We start from the raw sequence: 15,129 nt of genomic DNA on the forward strand, positions 1-15,129 counted from the left end.
CTATGTCCCACATACTCGTAAGATGGCGCACCGGTGTTACGTTTAAGGCGTTCAAGTGGCGGAGCGAGCGAGGAGTCGACGATGGCCGGCGAGACAACGGCACGGCCGCTGCGGGCCGACGCGGAGCGCAGCGTGCGCCTGATCCTCGAAGCGGCGGAACGCCTGCTCTCCAAGGACCCCGGCGCCTCGATGGAGCAGATCGCGGCCGAGGCGGGCGTGTCCCGCACGACGATCCACCGCCGCTTCGCGCACCGCCAGGCACTGATCGACGCCCTGGCCCTGTCGGCGGCCCGCCAGCTCGCCCAGGCGGTGGACGACGGCCGCCCCGGGACCGCCCCGCCCCTGGTGGCCCTGCACCGCATCACCGCCAACGTCCTGGAGGTCAAGGGCGCCTGGACGTTCGCGCTGAGCCTCCCCGCCACCCCCGGCACGGAGGCGGCCGCCCTCCACGAGACGATGACCGAGCACTGCCTCACGGTCCTGGCCCGCGCCCGCGAGGACCGCCTCATCGCCCCCACGGCCGACCTCCCCTGGCTGCAGCGCGTCTACTACGCCCTGCTCGGCGAGACGTTGCACGACAACCCGAACGACCCGGTGACGGACCCGGACGCGCTGGCGGCACGGGTGGTGGAGACGTTCCTGCACGGGGCGGGGGGACGGGGCTGAGGGGGCCGGAGTGCCGACGGGTGGCCCATGCGGCCCTGGGCTCGGTACCTTCACGAGGTGACCGGCTCCCCGGACCTGGCTGCCGTCGCCGCACTGATCGGCGACCGCACGCGCGCGAAGATCCTGCTGGCCCTGCTGGACGGCGGCCCGATGGCGGCCTCGGCCCTGGCCGAGCGGGCGAAGGTCTCGGCCCCGCTCGCGAGCGCGCATCTGCGGAAGCTGACGGCCGGCGGTCTGCTGGCGGTGCAGCCGCTCGGACGTCAGCGCTTCTACCGGCTCAGCGGCCAGGCCGTAGCCGACGCCATCGAGGCGCTGCTGCTCGTCGCACCCCGCGTGCCCGCCCGCTCGTACCGCGAGGCGTCCGAGAACGCCGCGCTGCGACGCGGGCGGATGTGCCACGACCACATCGGCGGCCGAACAGGCGTGACGTTGACGAGAGGACTCCTGGACGGCCGTTTCCTCGAATGCCGCGGGCCCGTCCTGCACGTCACCCCTCGCGGGACACGGGCCTTCGGCCGCCTGGAGATCGACGTCGGCGAACTGGCCCGGCAGCGACGCCCGCTGACCCGCGCCTGCGCCGACTGGAGCGAGCAGGACCACCACCTCGGCGGGAGTCTCGGCGCCACCCTCGCGTCGGAGTTCTTCCGCCGGGGCTGGCTGCACACGAGCGAGACCAGCCGCGTCATCTCGGTGAGCGATCACGGCCGCGAAGTGCTGCTCGAACACTTCCGGTTGCACGCCTGCGGCAAGGGGTGAATGCCCAGCGGACGGGCGCGCGTCGGCCCACGGACACTTCAACCGGCGGTTAACCGTTCCGGTCCTAGCGTGGCGCCATGCCCGAACACGACGATGCGCTCTCACTGGCCGAGCGAGTGAACCGCCTGCAGATCCGCGCCGATCTCACCGACCTGGCCGACCGCTACGGCCATCTGCTCGACGACCGCGACTGGCCCGGCATCACTTCCTGCTTCACCCGGAACGGCCGCCTGAAGTTCAAGGGCGGGGAGGTCACCGGCCGCGAGCAGCTGGATGCCTTCTACCGCGCCCAACTGCCGAAGAACGAGTTCACGTTCCACTACCGGCACTCCCACGTGATCACGATCATCGACGACGAACGGGCGACCGGCGTCGTCAGCGCACACGCCGAACACGGCCGCGACGGCACCTGCGTCCTGGCCGCGGTGCGCTACTACGACGACTACGCCAAGGAGGACGGCGTCTGGCGCCTCGCCCGCCGCGAGATCCGGTCCCGCTACTGCCTCGGCTGGCCCGAGATGGCGGAAGGCTTCCACGAGGGCGCCCTCAGCCCACTGATGCGGGACCCGGCCCCTCACGCCGAGTAAACAAGCCGTTCCTGACCGCCCCGGAACGCCCGAAGGGGCCGCCCCCACCGGAGTCGACCCCTTCGCACGGCATGCCTGCCACGTGACTCCGGCTCACACGTTGAACCGGAACTCCACCACGTCCCCGTCCTGCATCACGTACTCCTTGCCCTCCATGCGGGCCTTGCCCGCTGCGCGGGCCTCGGCGACCGAGCCGGTTTCCATCAGGTCCTCGAAGGAGATGATCTCCGCCTTGATGAAGCCCTTCTGGAAGTCGGTGTGGATGACACCGGCCGCCTCGGGGGCCGTGGCGCCCTTCTTGATCGTCCAGGCGCGGGTCTCCTTGGGGCCTGCCGTGAGGTACGTCTGGAGGCCCAGGGTGTCGAAGCCGACGCGGCCGAGGGTGGCGAGGCCGGGTTCTTCCTGGCCCATGGACTGCAGGAGTTCCAGGGCCTCCTCGTCGTCCAGCTCGATCAGCTCGGACTCGATCTTGGCGTTCAGGAAGATCGCCTCGGCGGGGGCGACCAAGGCGCGCTGTTCGTTCTTGAAGTCCTCGTCCACCAGCTCGTCCTCGTCCACGTTGAACACGTAGATGAAGGGCTTGGTGGTGAGGAGGTGGAGCTCGTGGAGCAGGCGGCCCTTCTCGGTGGAGGCCGTGATGCCCGCGTGGAAGAGGGTGTCGCCGGCTTCGAGGATCTTCTGCGCCTCCTCGACCGCCGCGAGCACCGCGACCTTCTCCTTCTGGAGGCGGGACTCCTTCTGGAGGCGCGGGATCGCCTTCTCGACCGACTGGAGGTCCGCGAGGATCAGCTCCGTGTTGATCGTCTCGATGTCGTCCTTGGGCGAGACCTTGCCGTCGACGTGGACGACGTTCTCGTCCTTGAACGCGCGGATGACCTGGCAGATCGCGTCCGACTCGCGGATGTTCGCGAGGAACTTGTTGCCCAGGCCCTCGCCCTCGCTCGCGCCCCGCACGATCCCCGCGATGTCCACGAAGTCCACCGTCGCCGGCAGGATCTTCTGCGAACCGAAGATCTTCGCCAGGGCGTCCAGACGGCGGTCCGGGACGCCGACCACGCCGACGTTCGGCTCGATCGTGGCGAACGGGTAGTTGGCCGCCAGCACGTCGTTCTTGGTCAGGGCGTTGAAGAGGGTCGACTTGCCGACATTCGGCAGTCCGACGATTCCGATACTAGTACTCATGCCAAAAACGTCCGCTCAGGATCAAGAAGGGTGGGGTCGGCCGCGACGGCGTCTCAGGCGCGCCGTCGTCCACGTGCGCGTATCACGGTACAGGGACCGCGGCGAGTAGCTCTCCTTGGTCAGAACCAGTGCAGGCAGTGCGGGGGAAGGTCGCTCGCGAACAGCGCGTCCGCGCGGGCGGCGGCGGCCGGGTCGTGGGCCCGGATGTGTCCGGCCCGTACGAGGGTGCTCGGGCGGGTGTCGCCGAGGTAGACCGAGCCCAGGTCCCGTACGTCCAGGGACAGGTCGGGCCGCCGGTCCGTGGCCACGCACTCCGCCCTGCCGTCGCGGACGGTGAGCAGGTAGCGGCCGTGCTCGCCCAGGAACGGGTCCGCGACGTCCAGCACGAGCTCCCCGTCCGTGAACCAGCCGCGCGCCGTCAGCGCACGCGGTACGTCGAGCAGGCGCACCCAGAGCCAGTCGGTGTGGCCGCCGACCTCGCCGGCCCGGACGTCCGCGAGCTGCCGGCGCAGCGGGTGGTCCGGCGGGACGTGCCGGAACACGACCTGGGAGACCAGGTCGTGCCCGAGGGCGTACCGGGCCAGGGCGGTGAAGGCCGCGTCGCCGAGGGCGATGGTCTCGTCCACCGTCAGGGTGCCGGACTCGGTCGAGTAGCTGGCGTACCCGTCCGGGGCACCGTCGGCGTCCCGGTGGACGGCCACGTAGCGGGGGGCCCGGGAGACCGGCGGCTGGCCCGCGCCCAGCTCCCACCAGCGGTGCGGCCGGGACAGCGCGCCGGGCTGCGCGCGGCGGTACCGGTCGTAGACCGCTTCGAGGATCTCGCCGCAGTCGGCGCGGCGCAGGACCTCGACGGAACCGGTGCCGTGGTCGGCCGCCCCGCTCCGCGCCTCCGCCCACTCCGCCCGGTGCCGCGCCACCGTCAGCCGCGCCGTCGACGTCGCCGGGCCGTACCCGAAGCGGCCGTAGATCCGCGCCTCCGACGCCAGCAGCACCGACAGGAACTCGCCCCGTGCCCGCACATCGGCGAGCTGGTGGCGCATCATCGCGCTGAGCGCGCCGCGTCGCCGGTGCGAGGGCAGGACGCCCACGGCGGTCACTCCGGCGGCCGGGACGGGCCTTCCGCCGGGCAGGGTGAGCTCGAAGGAGTATGCGGCGGCGGTGCCCACGGGCTTCCCGTCCGGGGCCACGGCGAACAGGCCGCGGTCCATCTCCAGCGCCGACCACCAGCGTCCGCCGTCCGCGACCGGGGTCTCCGGGAACTGTCCGAAGGCCGTGTGGACGGTTTCGACGAAGACCTCGAAGTCCTCGTCGGTCGTGGGACGGATCTCCATCACTGCCGCTTCTCCTCGGGTTCGAAAGGGGCCCAGCGTAGGGGTGGCCCCGTGCCGGGCGCACCGGATTACTCGTGGGCGGTGCGCAGGGTCACGGCCCCGCGGAAGTCCCCCGGCGCCATCCTCGACATCACGTCCAGCGACGCGTCCGGCACCGGCAGCAGGTGGGCGTCGACCCAGGTGTCCCCGGACGCGCCGTGGGCCCACGGGTCATCGATCACCACCGCACCGGGCACGACGCCGTGGCAGAGGACCCAGTGCGGCACCTCGAACCCCTGCATCGCGGCGAGCGAGAGCAGCAGGAGCACGTGCTCCCGCCTGCCGATCGCCTCCCGGACCGCGCTCAGCGGGAAGTGGTCCGGGTCGACCGGGACGCCGACGCGCCCGGCCTCCGTGCGGGACGCCCGCTGGAGCAGCGCGCGCCACTCCCGGTCGCCCGGGCCGAGGTGGCCGAGCAGGACGGGCCGGTCCGTGTCGAGGTGGACCGTCACCCCGGCCGACGGACGTGCCCGGCGCAGGGCCACGCCCAGGCCGACGGGTTCGCAGGCCATGAAGTTGGTCGCGTCCCGCCACAGCGTCAGTTCCGCCGTGCGGTCCAGCGCCTCGCGCGGCAGGACGCCCGCGTGCACCTGCGCGACGAGGGCGGTGACGGCGCCGCAGCTGAAGTGGGTGGTCTGCCCGTAGTACGGGGGCGCGGTCACCGCGTCGTCGTTCAGCCAGCGGACGTAACCGGCGTCCGGTCCCGCCGCGCCCTCCGACTGCGCGAGCGGCGGGTCCAGGGCGGTGAAGCCCGCGGCGGCGGCCTCCTCCGGCGCGACCGTCCAGCCCTCCCACTTCAGCTGTACGAGGCCCCGGTCGCGCGCGTGGGCGGCGACGGCCTCGATGACGGCCGGTACGTCACCGACGGCGTCCACGATCTTCAGATACGCCGTGCCCGGGCGGGCGGTCACGAGCGCGGCGCCCGCCCGGTCCCCGCCGTCGCCTCGGACGGCCACGATGTGCGGGGCGTGGGTGGAGCGGTCGACCGCGCCCCAGCGCTCGGCCGTCTCCGGGGGCACCGGCGGGGCCGGTGCGGTGCCGGGCTCGTACGGCCTGACGGTGCTGTTCACGGACGGTACGGGCCCTTCTTGCGGGGACGACGGCATTCGAGTGCTCCAGGGAGAGTCATGCGCGGGACTGCCTCAGCACCCACACGAAGTACGGCGCGCCCACCAGCGCGATCATCAGCCCCGCCGGGATCTGGGAGGGGGCCGCGACGGTGCGCCCGAGCGCGTCCGCCACGCACACGAGCACCCCGCCGAGCAGCATCGCGACCGGGATCGTCCGGGCCTGCCGGGCGCCCACCAGGGAACGGGCGAGGTGCGGGGCGACGAGCCCCACGAAGCCGACGACGCCGATGGCGAGCACGCTGAGCGCGGCGAGCACGGCGGCGATCGCCAGGGCCGTGAAGCGGGTGCGCTCGACCCTGACGCCGACGATGCGCGGGGTGTCCTCGTCGACGGCGAGCAGGTCGAGCCGTTCGCGCATGGACAGCAGGACGGGGAGGGCGAGGGCCAGGGCCACGGCGACCGGGACGGTGTCGGAGAACGTACGGCCGTAGGTCGTGCCGGAGAGCCAGGTGAAGATGCGGGGCGTGTTGTACGGGTCGGCGCGCAGCAGCAGGAACGTGGTCACGGCGCTGAGGCCGTACCCCATGCCGATGCCGATCAGGACGAACCGGTCGGGCAGGAAGCCGCCGCGCCAGGCCAGCAGGGCGATCACGGCGAAGGTGGCGAGCCCGGCCGCGACGGCGACCGGGACGAGCACCGCCTGTCCGCCGCCGAGCCCCGAGGTGACGACGCCCGCGGCCCCAAGGCCGGCGCCCGCCGTGATGCCGAGGATGCCCGGCTCGGCGAGCGGGTTGCGTACGGTGCCCTGCACCACGCTTCCGGCGAGTCCGAGCGCCATGCCGGCGAGTATCGCGGCGGTGACCCGGGGCACCCGGTCGTCCAGGGCTGCCCCGATCAGGCCGGGGGCGGTGCCCTGGATCCAGAGGGCGATGTCCCCGGTCTTCAGCCAGAGGCTCCCCGCCAGGGTCCCGACGAGGGCGGCCACGGCCAGCAGGGCCGCCGCGCCGGTCACGACGAGGAGGTGGGCGCGCCGGGAGCGTGCGGCGACCCGGGCCCGTGGCGGCTGCTGGGCCCGGCCCGTGTCGCGCAGCCGCAGCGCGAGGACCACGATCACGACGGAGCCGAGCAGCGCGGTCGGCACCCCGGTAGGGATGGAGGCCGCCCCGTCCGCCCCCTGCACGGCGCGCAGGACCGCGTCCGCGAGCAGGATGAGCAGCGCGCCGAGCAGGCCGGCCGCGGGGATCAGGAGCAGGTGCCGGCGCAGCGCGCGGACCCGCCCGGCGATGAGGCGGGCCAGGACGGGGGCGCCGAGGCCGACGAACGCCATCGGGCCCGCCAGGGTGACGGAGGTGCTGGTCAGGAGGACCGCGCAGACCACGGCGAGGATCCGGGTACTCCGGATCGGCACGCCGAGGGTGGCCGCGGTGTCGTCGCCCAGGTTCATCACGTCCAGCCGCCGGGACAGCGCGAGGGCGGCGCAGAGCACCAGGACGACGAGGGGGATGGCGCGCAGCGACGCGTCGATGTCGAGCTGCGAGAGCGAGCCGCTGCCCCAGGCGTAGAGGCCGGTGGTGTTCTGCTTGAACAGGATGAGGAGCATCCCGGTCGCGGAGTCCAGGGCCATCGCCATCGCCGATCCGGCGAGGATGAGGCGGGTGCCCGCGGTGCCCGCTGCCCGGCCCGCGAGGAGCAGGACGAGCGCCGCCGCGACCAGGCCGCCGGCGAAGGCGACGACGCCCGAGGCCCACAGCGGTACGGAGAGGCCGAAGGCGGCGACGAGCGAGACGGCGAAGTAGGACCCGGCCGAGACCGCGAGGGTGTCGGGCGAGGCCAGCGCGTTGTGCGTGACGGACTGGAGCAGCGTGCCGGCGCAGCCGAGGGCGAAGCCCACCGCGACGCCCGCGAAGAGGCGCGGCAGCCGGGAGCCGGTGAGGATCTCGCCGACCGGCGCGCCCTCGGCGTCGTCCCGCTGCCCGGTGAGGTGGCGCAGCAGGTCGCCGACGCCGACGCCCGATGTGCCCTGGGTCAGGTGCCACAGGCCGACCAGCACGGTGGCGGTGAGGAGGACGGCGAGGACGGCCGCCCCGGCGGGGGCCCCGCCGCGTTCCCGGGGTGGACGCGGCGGGGCCTCCGCTGTGCGTACGGCGCTCACTTCTTGTCGAGTACGTCGACGTAGGCGTCGATCGCCTGCTCGTTGGAGCGGGGGCCGCCCGCGCCCCACACCCGCGCCGGGAAGGCGTGGGCGCGGCCTTCCTCGACGGCCGGGAGCTTCTTCCAGATCGGGTTCTTCCGGAGCGCGGCGACGTAGCCTCCGGCGCCCTCGTCGTTGGCGTAGAAGAGGTTGGCGTCGCCCACCGCGACGAGTCCCTCGACGTCCGTCTGGGCGAGGCCGTAGGCGGGGTCGACGCCTCCGTCGCCGTGCTCCTTGTTGACGCTGCTGGTCCACGCGGGCTTCAGGCCGAGTTCCTTGCCCAGCTCGGTGAAGAGGGCGCCGTCGCTGTAGGGGCGGACGGTGAGGTTGTTGCCCTCCAGCCAGCCGTCGAAGAACACGAAGTCCCTGGTCGGCAGGTCGGCGTCGGTGACCTGCTGCTTGGCCTTCGCGAGGTGGGCGTCGAACTCCTTGAGGACCTGGTCGGCTCGCTCGGTGCGGCCCGTGGCCTCGCCGATCATGCTGAAGACCTGGCGCATGTTCCCGATGGGGTCCTTCGGGTTCGCGCCGCGCGTGGCCAGCACGGGGACGCCCCGCTTCTCCAGCTTCTTGATCATCTCGTCCTTGGCGTCGAACGCCTCCACGACGATGAGATCGGGCTCGGCCGCGTACAGGGTGTCGAGGTCGGGCTCCTCACGGGTGCCGATGTCGGTCACCCCGTCGGGCAGCTTCTCCGCGCTGACCCAGGTGCTGTAGCCCTTGGCGTCGGAGACGGCGGCCGGGGTGACGCACAGGGTCAGCGCGTCCTCGACCTGCTGCCACTCCAGGACCGCGATGCGCTGGGCGGGCTTGTCGAGCTTCACCTGCCGGCCGACGCCGTCCGTGAGGGAGACCGGCCCGGTCGACGTGGTGGTGGTGTCGTCGGCGCAGCTCTTCGACGCGGGGGCGGCCTTGGCGCTGCTCTTGGCCGTGACGTCGTCGGCGTCGGTCGTGCCGCAGGAGGCGAGGGCGAAAAGGGCGAGCCCGGTCGAGGCTGCGGCCGTCAGGCGGCTGACGCGGTTCATGGAGGGTCCTCTTTCTCAAATTTTCGAACGATGCGTCGGAGCGCGGCACGGCTGCTCCGGAAAGGGGTGGCGGCCTCGTCAGGTGAGGTGGCGCCCGAGGGGGTCGATGCGCAGCCGGCCCGTACGCGGGTCGAGGGCGACGTCGACGCGGATGTCGTAGACCAGGCCGATGTTCTCGGCGGTGAGCACGTCGGCGGGCGCGCCCGCCGCGTGGATTCGGCCGGCGTGCATGAGGACGAGCGTGTCGGCGACCCGGGACGCCTGGTCGAGGTCGTGGAGGACGACGCCTACGGCGAGGCCGTGCCGCTCCACGAGGTCCCGCACCAGGTCGAGCGTCTCGAACTGGTAGCGCAGGTCCAGGTGGTTGGTCGGTTCGTCCAGCAGCACGACGCCGGTGTCCTGGGCGAGGCAGGCGGCGAGCCAGACGCGCTGCATCTCGCCGCCGGAGAGCTCCCCGACCTGCCGGTCCGCCATGTCCCGGACGCCGGTGACGCCCATGGCGCGGTCGACGGCGGCACCGTCCCCGGGGGTCGGTCCGGCGAAGCCGCGCCGGTACGGGTGGCGCCCGAATGCCACGACCTCCGCGACCGTCAGCCCCTGCGGGGCGGGCCGCGACTGGGAGAACAGGGTGACCTCGCGGGCGAAACCGCGGGGACTCAGCAACGCCGCGTCGCGCTCGGCCGCTCCGTCGGCGGCGCCGAGGGTGACCCGGCCGCCGTCCACCCGGTGCAGCCGGGAGAGCGCGCGCAGCAGTGTGGACTTGCCGCTGCCGTTCGGCCCCACGAGGGCGGTCGCGCGGCCGGGCTCCAGGGTGACCGAGACACCGTGGACGACCGGTTCGCCGCCGTAGCGCAGCACCAGGTCGCGCCCGTGGAGCGCGGACGCCGGTGCGGCGGGGCCGTCGGTGGGTCTTCCGGCACGGCGGAAGGGGCTTGTGAGCATGACGAGGTCCGGGTGATCGGAGGGGCGCGGTGTGGGGCACACCCGCTCGGCCTTACGGGCCGGGCCGCAGGCCCTGCCGTACGCGGGCAGCACTGAGCACGGCGAGCAACAACTAAGGGTTACCTAACTCGAAGAAGACTATATTCCGCTTGTCAGGCGGACAATCCGGGGTTCTCGCCACCCGATACGGGATTCCGGACACCCTCGGAGGCCGCGTCCACCGCCCCGGAGAACGCGCCGGGCGTGGTTCCCATGACGCGCCGGAAGGCGGCGATGAAGGAGCTGGGCTGCGCGTAGCCGAGGAGCTCGGATACGGACGTCACGTCGGCGCCGTCGGACAGGAGCATCAGCGCCCGGTGCACCCGCAGCATCTGCCGCCACTGCGCGAAGGAGAGCCCGGTCGACCGGCGGAAGGCGCGGGTGATCGTGCGGTCGCTGGTCCCCAGCAGCCGTGCCCACTCCTCCAGTGAGCGGCTGTCGGCGGGGTCGTCCAGCAGGGCCCCGGCGATGGCGTCGATGCGCGCGTCGCCGGGCAGCCGCAGCGCCAGCTGGTGCTCCGAGGGCTCGATCACGTCGAACACGACGGCCTCCGCCCGCAGCCGGGCCGCCTCGGCGAGGTCCGTGCGCGACAGGTGGGTCAGCAGCGATACGAGCAGCGGGGTCATCGCGATGGCCTTCGGCTCCCCGAAAGCGAACGGGGTGCGGTCCGGGGCGAAGAAGGCGCTGTGGAAGCGGGCGCCCTCCGTCGCCCGGCCCGCGTGCACCACTCCGGCGGGCATCCAGAGCCCGTGCCCCTCGAAGACGGTGAAGACCCGGTCGCCCACCCGGGACGTCAGCGTCCCGCCGCGCACCCAGACGAGTTCGTGCAGCCGGTGCGCGTGCCGGGCCCACTCCGTGGGGGCGGGGACGATCCGGAACTCGGCGACGACAGCGCCGGAGTCCGGCACCCGCTCGGGAAGCGCCCCGGCCGGGCGCAGCACCGTGCCCGCCTCGCGCCGCCACAGCCCCGGGCTCATCTCACCGCGGGACGACCGGACCATACGGACGAGTTTAGGGTCTGTCGTTTGGGTCATGCCGGGCTCGCGGGCTCTGGCACCGCACCTCGCGGCGTTGTCGTCGATCACCAACGCTCCTTCCCCAAGTTCTCGGCTGCGCTCGAACAGGGGAGACCCCGTCTGCCTCAATCCTCCGCCTTGCGATGCACGGCACCAGAGCCCGCTCCCTGATCCGGCCTGGCCCAAACGACAGACCCTAAGCCGCCCCCCGACCCGGTTCCCGTTGCGCCGTGTGGCATCGAACTCATCGCCAAGGTCGGCCAAAGGGCGTGTCCCGCACCTGATTCCGGCCTCCCGGCGACCTACGTTGTCCCGGTGGAGCAGCACAGGACACGTCCCCCGCAGCGCAGGCAGACCCGGCAGACCCCGCTGTCCCCGCTGGGAGCGGCCAAGGGAGCCGGGAAGGCCGACGGCACGGGGGCCCTCGGTTACCGCGTGATGAGCGCGCCCGCCGGGCAGCCCGTCCCGCCCGCCGCGGGCGCCCTGCGCCGGCTGCCCAATCCCCGGCTCACCGGGATCGGCGCCGGGCTCTTCGCGGCCGCCGCGATGTTCCTGATCGGCTGCGTGGACTGGCTGCTGTTCGACGAGTCGGCCGTCGTGTTCGGCGTACTGTTCCTGCCGGTCAGCGCGCTCACGGCGCTCTGGGTGCGGCCGGCGGACCTGGTGACCGCGCCCATCAGCGTGCCCATCGCCTTCGCGCTCGGCATCGCCCCCATCGCCGGCGGCGGCGGGGGCCTCGGCGGCCGGACCATGGCCGTCGTCACCGCCCTCGCCGTGCACGCCGGGTGGCTCTACGGCGGCACCCTCGTCGCGGGCCTCATCGCCTCCGTGCGCAAGGTGCGGCTGATGCGGGCCCGGCAGCGGCGCCTGATGCTGGCCGCGCACACCGCACGGCCGGCCGCCCCGGCGGCGCCGGCGGGCCGGGCGGCGGGGCAGGCGCCCCGCCGGCCCTCCCAGCGCTGAACCGCGCTCCGCGCCGGACGCGGAACGCCGGGCCGTCAGCCCGAGGCGTCCGCCTTCGCGGCCATCGCCGCGCCGACGATCCCCGCGTTGTTCTGCAGCTCGGCCGGGACCATTTCCGCCCGTACGTGTTCGATCAGCGGCAGGAATTTATCGGCTTTACGGCTGATTCCGCCGCCGATGATGAACAGTTCGGGCGAGAACAGCATCTCCACGTGGGCCAGGTACTTCTGGACCCGGCGGGCCCAGTGGTGCCAGCCCAGGTCCTCGTCCTCCTTGGCCTTCGTGGAGGCGTGCTTCTCCGCGTCGTGGCCGTTGAGCTCCAGGTGGCCGAGCTCGGTGTTGGGGACGAGTCGGCCGTCGATGAAGAGCGCGCTGCCGATGCCCGTACCGAAGGTCAGCATGATCACCGTGCCCTTGCGGCCCCGTCCCGCGCCGAACGTCATCTCGGCGATGCCCGCCGCGTCCGCGTCGTTGAGCACGGTGACCGGGAGGCCCAGCCTGTCGCCCAGCAGCTGACGTGCGTCCTGGTCGATCCAGCCCTTGTCGACGTTGGCCGCGGTGCGGGTGAGGCCGCCCGTGACGACGCCCGGGAAGGTGATCCCCACCGGGCCCTTCCAGTCGAAGTGGCCGACGACCTCGGCCACGCACCCGGCCACGTCCTTGGGCGTCGCCGGGTGCGGTGTCAGTACTTTGTGGCGCTCCCGCGCCAGGTCTCCGCGGTCCAGGTCCACGGGAGCGCCCTTGATCCCGGATCCGCCGATGTCCACGCCGAAGATCTCCATGTGATCCACGGTACGGGCACCGGCGCGCGATCACTCCCGGAACGGCACCCGCGGGCCCCGGCTACTCGCCCTTCAGGGCCGCCGCCTCCGCGCGCAGATCGCGGCGCAGTTCCTTCGGCAGCGAGAAGACGATCGACTCCTCGGCGGCCTTCACGATCTCGACGTCCTCGAAACCCCGCTCGGCCAGCCACGCCAGCACGCCGTCGACCAGCACCTCGGGCACGGAGGCACCGGACGTGACGCCGACGGTGGAGACACCGTCCAGCCACGCCTCCTCGATCTCGTCGGCGCCGTCGACCAGGTGGGAGGCGCCCGCGCCCGCGCCGAGGGCGACCTCGACCAGGCGGACCGAGTTGGAGGAGTTCTTCGAACCGACGACGATCACCAGGTCCGCGTCGGCGCCCATCTGCTTCACCGCGGTCTGGCGGTTCTGCGTGGCGTAGCAGATGTCGTCGCTCGGCGGCGAGATCAGCAGCGGGAACTTGTCCTTGAGGGCGCCGACCGTCTCCATCGTCTCGTCCACGGAGAGGGTGGTCTGGGAGAGCCAGACGACCTTCGAGGGGTCCCGCACCTCGACGTTCGCGACGTCCTCGGGGCCGTCGACCAGGGTGATGTGGTCGGGGGCCTCGCCGGAGGTTCCGATGACCTCCTCGTGGCCCTCGTGGCCGATGAGGAGGATGTCGAAGTCCTCCTGCGCGAAGCGCACGGCCTCCTTGTGGACCTTGGTGACCAACGGGCAGGTCGCGTCGATCGTGGCGAGCTTCCGCTCGGCCGCCTCCTGGTGCACCGTCGGGGCGACGCCGTGCGCCGAGAACATCACGATCGATCCCTCGGGGACCTCCGCCGTCTCCTCGACGAAGATCGCGCCCTTCTTCTCCAGGGTCTGTACGACGTACTTGTTGTGGACGATCTCGTGGCGCACGTAGACCGGGGAGCCGTACTGCTCCAGGGCCTTCTCCACGGCGATCACGGCACGGTCCACGCCCGCGCAGTAGCCACGGGGAGCGGCGAGGAGGACGCGTCGGGGGGTCGTAGCAGTCATGCGTCCCATCGTAAGGCCGTACCGGACGGGCGCGGGGGGCAGCAGGTCGGGAGACTGGTCTTGACTCGACCAATGGAGGGCTCATGGCCGACAGCGGTACGGCTTCCGGCAGCGACGGTTCAACGGAGACGGCGCGTCTGCGGCGGACTCTGGGCTTCCGGGACCTGGTGGTCTACGGGCTGCTCTTCATCGCCCCGATGGCCCCCGTCGGCGTGTTCGGGACGCTGGACGCGAAGTCGGACGGGGCGGTCGCGCTGGTGTACGTCGCCGCGACCGTCGTGATGGCGTTCACCGCGTTCAGTTACGCGCAGATGGTGCGGGTCGCCCCGATGGCCGGGTCGGTGTTCGCGTACGCCCGCAAGGGGCTCGGCGAGGGGCCTGGGTTCATCGCGGGGTGGATGGCGATGCTGGACTACCTGCTGATCCCGGCCGTGGCGTACCTCTTCTCCGGGATCGCGATGAACTCGCTGGTCCCGGGGGTTTCGCGGTGGGTGTGGACCGCGCTCGCGGTGGTTCTGACGACGCTGCTCAACCTGTGGGGCGTGCGGGCCGCCGCCCGGGTCGGTTTCGCGGTGCTGGCGATGGAGATCGTGGTGCTGCTGGTGTTCGTGGTGTCCGCCGTGGTGGTGCTCGTACGGGACGGGGCGCAGCGCGGCTGGCTGTCGCCGCTCACCGGGGATTCCGGGTTCTCGACGTCGGCGGTGCTGGGTGCGGTGTCCGTGGCGGTGCTCTCGTATCTCGGGTTCGACGCCATCGCCTCGTTCGCCGAGGAGGTGACGGGCGGCTCGGCGCAGGTGGCGCGGGCGGTGCTGTTCTGCCTGGTGCTCGCGGGGGCGCTGTTCGTGGCGCAGGCGTATCTGGCCGCTCTGCTGGAGCCGATGACCTCGGCGGAGCTGACCGCCGATCCGGGGGCGCAGGGCTCGGCGTTCTACGACACGGTGGACGCGGCGGTGGGGACCTGGCTGCACGATCTGGTGGCGGTGAGCAAGGCGGTCGGGGCGGCGTTCGCGGCGCTGGCGGGTCAGGCGGCGGCGGGGCGGCTGCTGTTCGCGATGGCCCGGGAGCGGCGGCTGCCGGGGCTGCTGTCGCGGGTCGATCCGCGTTCGGGGGTGCCCCGGGTGGCGATCCTGCTCGCGGCTGTCGTGACGCTGGTGGCGGCGGTGTGGGCGGCGCGGCGCGACGACGGGCTCGACCATCTGGTCTCGGTCGTGGACATCGGGGCGCTGACGGCGTTCGTGCTGCTGCACGCGTCGGTGGTCGGCTGGTTCGTGGTGCGGCGGATGGAGGGGGAGCCGAGCTGGTGGCGGCATCTGGTGGTGCCGGTGGTGGGGGCCGGGGTGCTGATCGCGGTGATCGTGGAGGCGACGGGGAGCGCGCAGGTGGTGGGCGCCTGCTGGCTGGTCGTGGGTCTTGTGGTGGTGCTGGTGCAGCGGGGGCGGCGGGGCGTGACCGCGTAAGGCGTGACGGGCCCTCTTGTCGGTCGCGGCCGTTACGCTCGCTC

The 15,129-nt window shown here is 72.6% G+C and carries 14 protein-coding genes; 5 read left to right on the forward strand and 9 right to left on the reverse strand.

The features are described from left to right. The first annotated feature begins 81 nt into the window (after positions 1–81). From ACZ6C6_RS12070 to ACZ6C6_RS12080, 3 genes are all read left to right on the forward strand, one after another. Complete coding sequence (locus ACZ6C6_RS12070; RefSeq protein WP_469201692.1) at positions 82–666, forward strand: TetR/AcrR family transcriptional regulator; 585 nt, start codon at positions 82–84, stop codon at positions 664–666. 57 nt (positions 667–723) lie between these two features. Further along, positions 724–1,422 carry an ArsR/SmtB family transcription factor gene (locus ACZ6C6_RS12075; RefSeq protein ID WP_469201694.1) on the forward strand — a complete coding sequence of 233 codons (699 nt, stop codon included), beginning with the start codon at positions 724–726 and terminating at the stop codon, positions 1,420–1,422. A gap of 77 nt (positions 1,423–1,499) precedes the next feature. After that, complete coding sequence (locus ACZ6C6_RS12080) at positions 1,500–2,009, forward strand: nuclear transport factor 2 family protein (RefSeq protein WP_469201696.1); 510 nt, start codon at positions 1,500–1,502, stop codon at positions 2,007–2,009. A gap of 93 nt (positions 2,010–2,102) precedes the next feature. On the opposite strand, the gene ychF is transcribed toward ACZ6C6_RS12080, so the two are convergent. The 7 genes from ychF to ACZ6C6_RS12115 all read right to left on the reverse strand — a co-directional run bounded on the left by ychF (position 2,103) and on the right by ACZ6C6_RS12115 (position 10,826). Then, positions 2,103–3,191 carry a redox-regulated ATPase YchF gene (gene ychF, locus ACZ6C6_RS12085; RefSeq protein WP_469201698.1) on the reverse strand — a complete coding sequence of 363 codons (1,089 nt, stop codon included), beginning with the start codon at positions 3,189–3,191 and terminating at the stop codon, positions 2,103–2,105. Positions 3,192–3,310: 119 nt separating this feature from the next. Then, positions 3,311–4,522, reverse strand: a complete 1,212-nt coding sequence (locus ACZ6C6_RS12090; protein WP_469201700.1) for a GNAT family N-acetyltransferase — start codon at positions 4,520–4,522, stop codon at positions 3,311–3,313. Positions 4,523–4,590: 68 nt separating this feature from the next. Then, a complete protein-coding gene (locus tag ACZ6C6_RS12095) occupies positions 4,591–5,667 on the reverse strand; it encodes a peptidase C39 family protein (protein WP_469201702.1) in 1,077 nt (358 codons plus the stop codon). Between the two features lie 19 nt (positions 5,668–5,686). Then, entirely contained in the window at positions 5,687–7,783 is a 2,097-nt protein-coding gene (locus ACZ6C6_RS12100) for an iron ABC transporter permease (protein WP_469201704.1), read from the reverse strand. Continuing rightward, positions 7,780–8,844 carry an ABC transporter substrate-binding protein gene (locus tag ACZ6C6_RS12105; protein ID WP_469201706.1) on the reverse strand — a complete coding sequence of 355 codons (1,065 nt, stop codon included), beginning with the start codon at positions 8,842–8,844 and terminating at the stop codon, positions 7,780–7,782. Before ACZ6C6_RS12105 ends, ACZ6C6_RS12100 begins: the two co-directional genes overlap by 4 nt. 78 nt (positions 8,845–8,922) lie before the next feature. Continuing rightward, positions 8,923–9,786, reverse strand: coding sequence for an ABC transporter ATP-binding protein (locus tag ACZ6C6_RS12110; protein ID WP_469201708.1), 864 nt, complete (start codon positions 9,784–9,786; stop codon positions 8,923–8,925). A 152-nt stretch (positions 9,787–9,938) separates the two neighbouring features. Next, positions 9,939–10,826, reverse strand: a complete 888-nt coding sequence (locus ACZ6C6_RS12115) for a helix-turn-helix domain-containing protein (protein ID WP_469201711.1) — start codon at positions 10,824–10,826, stop codon at positions 9,939–9,941. 453 nt (positions 10,827–11,279) lie between these two features. On the opposite strand from ACZ6C6_RS12115, the gene ACZ6C6_RS12120 reads away from it, so the two are divergent. Beyond that, entirely contained in the window at positions 11,280–11,804 is a 525-nt protein-coding gene (locus tag ACZ6C6_RS12120; RefSeq protein ID WP_469201865.1) for a DUF6542 domain-containing protein, read from the forward strand. 35 nt (positions 11,805–11,839) lie between these two features. On the opposite strand, the gene ppgK is transcribed toward ACZ6C6_RS12120, so the two are convergent. Beyond that, positions 11,840–12,586: a polyphosphate--glucose phosphotransferase gene (gene ppgK, locus ACZ6C6_RS12125; protein ID WP_469201712.1), complete on the reverse strand. Its 747-nt coding sequence runs from the start codon at positions 12,584–12,586 to the stop codon at positions 11,840–11,842. A 61-nt stretch (positions 12,587–12,647) separates the two neighbouring features. Beyond that, a complete protein-coding gene (locus ACZ6C6_RS12130; RefSeq protein WP_469201714.1) occupies positions 12,648–13,637 on the reverse strand; it encodes a 4-hydroxy-3-methylbut-2-enyl diphosphate reductase in 990 nt (329 codons plus the stop codon). 74 nt (positions 13,638–13,711) lie between these two features. On the opposite strand from ACZ6C6_RS12130, the gene ACZ6C6_RS12135 reads away from it, so the two are divergent. Then, positions 13,712–15,085, forward strand: a complete 1,374-nt coding sequence (locus tag ACZ6C6_RS12135; protein WP_469201716.1) for an APC family permease — start codon at positions 13,712–13,714, stop codon at positions 15,083–15,085. Positions 15,086–15,129 lie beyond the last annotated feature (44 nt).

Source organism: Streptomyces sp. NPDC041814 (assembly GCF_055590565.1).